This is a genomic window from Novosphingobium aerophilum (assembly GCF_014230305.1).
Taxonomy (GTDB): domain Bacteria; phylum Pseudomonadota; class Alphaproteobacteria; order Sphingomonadales; family Sphingomonadaceae; genus Novosphingobium; species Novosphingobium aerophilum.
On the sequence record NZ_JACLAU010000093.1, the window covers coordinates 1 to 2,622 of the forward strand.

Below are 2,622 nucleotides of genomic sequence, written 5' to 3' on the forward strand. Positions count from 1 at the left end.
TGTAGCGCGACGATCTGGGTGAGAAGAGCGCGACGATCAGGATGAGAAGTTGATTGTCGCGGCGCGACAGTTTGTGGCCATTCTGATTGTCGCTGGCAAGGTTTATCGGTCGTCCTGATTGTCGCGGACAGCATCGAGGACCTTTGGCGTGGTGAACGCTGCCGGCCGCCCCGGTCCTGAGCGCCGGGCTTCGGCGGTTCTTCGCCGATAGCTTTCGACGTTCATCTCGAAGATCGTCGCGTGATGAACGAGCCTGTCGACAGCGGCGAGCGTCATGGCGGGGTCGGGGAAGACCCGGTTCCATTCGCCAAAGGGCTGGTTGGCGGTGATGAGCAGCGAGCGGCGTTCGTAGCGCGCGCTGATCAGTTCGAACAGGGCCGAGGTTTCGGCCTGATCGCGGCTGACGTAGGCGAAGTCGTCGAGGACGAGCAGGTGGTACTTGTCGAGCTTGGCGAGCGCAGATTCCAGCGCCAGTTCGCGCCGGGCGACCTGGAGACGCTGGACGAGGTCGGAAGTTCGGGTGAACAGGACCCGCCAACCATTCTCGACGAGAGCAAGGCCGATAGCGGAAGCTAGGTGGGTCTTGCCGCCGCCCGGCGGACCGAACAGGATCAGGTTGGCGCCCTTTTCGAGCCATCCGTCGCCTGCGCACATGGCTATGACCTGCGCCTTGGAGATCATCGGCACGGCATCGAACGCGAAGTTGTCGAGGGTCTTGCCGGCGGGCAGATGGGCATCCTTGAGGTGGCGCTCCATTCGCCGCTGGTCGCGTTCGGCCATTTCGTGCTCGGCAAGTGCGGCAAGGAACCGGGCCGCGGGCCAGCCTTCCTTGTCGGCCCGCGCAGCGAAGTCGCCCCAGATATGCTTGATCGCGGGTAGGCGCAGTTCGTTCAGCATCAGGCTGAGCCGCTGGGTGTCGATCATCGAGGTCGTGCTCATGCCGCTTCTCCCCAACCGATCAGGCTGTCGTAGGAAGCGAGCTCGCCGAGCTCGACCACCACCTCTGGCAGCCCTGCCGGATCGGGCGAGAACCGGGCGCGCAGGCTCGCGATGTCCGGACTTCGCCGCGCGGCAAGGTCGGCTTTGAGTAGTCCGGCCAGTTCCGCCTCGCAGGCCCGCTCGTGCGCCATGGCGAGCAGGTCGACGATGATCCGGCAGGCGGTACGTTCTCCTTCGTGTTCCAGCAGGTGCTCGAACATCGCCCGATAGGCATCGCGCGGGAACAGGCTGTCGCGGTAAACGAGGCCCATGAGCGCCATCGGCTTACGTCGCAGCGAGTGGATGACGTGCCGGTAATCGACGACGTGGCCATGCTTGCCATTGTTGCCGGCGCGGCCGCGCACCAGCGTCATCAGCCGGGTACCGCCCAGGAACAGATCGATCCGGTCATCGTAGAGCCGAGCCCGCAGGCGGTGGCCGATCAGGCGCGAAGGTACGGTGTAGAACACCTTGCGCAGCGTGAAGCCGCCAGACGAGGTGACGGTGACCAGCACTTCCTCGTAATCGGTCGTGCGCATGTCGGGCAATGGCCGCAATGCCCGGCGCTCGACATCGATCGAGGGGGTATGGCGCCGGTTGCGCGCCGTGACGACCTCGTCGATGAAGCGGCGGTAAGCGGCAAGATCGGCGAAGTCGCTGCTGCCCCTGAGCAGCAAGGCGTCCCTGACAGCGGCCTTGATGTGGCCGTGGGAGCTCTCGATCGAGCCATTCTCGTGCGCGATGCCGGTGTTGTTGCGGGTCGGCTCCATCCCGTAGTGTTCGCACAGGGCATCATATCGCCGGGTCAGGTCTGCACGGGCTTGCGTCTCGAGATTGCGGAATGCCGCCGACAGGCTGTCGGTGCGGTGAAGTAGGGGCACGCCGCCTGCCGACCACAATGCGTTCTGCAGCCCTTCGGCGAGCGCGACGAAGCTCTCCCCACCCAGGATCACATGGGCATGTTCGAAGCCGCCATAGATCAGCCGGAAGTGATAGAGCATGTGTTCCAGCGCCTCGCCAGCAACGGTGACGCCCAGATCGGCCATCGCAGTAAAGTCCGACAGTCCGAGCCGACCAGGTTCATGCACCTGCCGGAACATGACCTCGCGCTCGGGCCCATGGAGCGCACGCCAACTGCGGATCCGCCGTTCCAGGGTGCGACGCGAACCGAACGACAGGTCGCCGTGCCGGCGCCGCAGCTCCTCGAAGATGGCGATCGGCCGCAGCCCGGGTGCCGACTCCAGCAGCGGCACCACTTCCGCCTCGAAGATCCCCGACAGCGGATCGGGCCGTCGCCGCTCTCGCGGCGCCTTCGCCTGAGAAGGGAGCTTTACCTGCCCCAATAGCCGGTAACCCGTCGCCGTGCTGAACCCCGCCTTCGCCGCCGCAACGGCGATGGGATCGTTCTTTCTGTTGTTCATGAACAGCCTCATCTGATGATCGGTTATGTGACGGCCAGGCACACGTCAGATCCTCCTCCCAGGAAAACCCGACCATACCTGACACCGCGATCATCTCCGGCCTCCCCACAAAGGGGCCCTCCGGTGTGTCGGGATCCGCTCCGGGCTACGCCCTACGCAAATCCCGACACACCGGATTCTCATCTTGATTGTCGCGCATTCTCACCGTGAATGTCGCGCTACA

General features: G+C 64.6%; 2 protein-coding genes. Both read right to left on the reverse strand.

The features are described 5' to 3' along the window. Positions 1-102 precede the first annotated feature (102 nt). Positions 103-939: an IS21-like element helper ATPase IstB gene (gene istB, locus H7F49_RS19110; RefSeq protein ID WP_185685137.1), complete on the reverse strand. Its 837-nt coding sequence runs from the start codon at positions 937-939 to the stop codon at positions 103-105. Further along, positions 936-2,441, reverse strand: a complete 1,506-nt coding sequence (gene istA / locus H7F49_RS19115) for an IS21 family transposase (RefSeq protein ID WP_185685138.1) — start codon at positions 2,439-2,441, stop codon at positions 936-938. The genes istB and istA overlap by 4 nt, the downstream gene beginning before the upstream one ends. Positions 2,442-2,622 lie beyond the last annotated feature (181 nt).

Bases quoted from the DNA above. Each gene is read 5' to 3' on its own strand.
- istB (WP_185685137.1), bottom strand. From the start codon at position 939: ATGAGCACGACCTCGATGATCGACACCCAGCGGCTCAGCCTGATGCTG.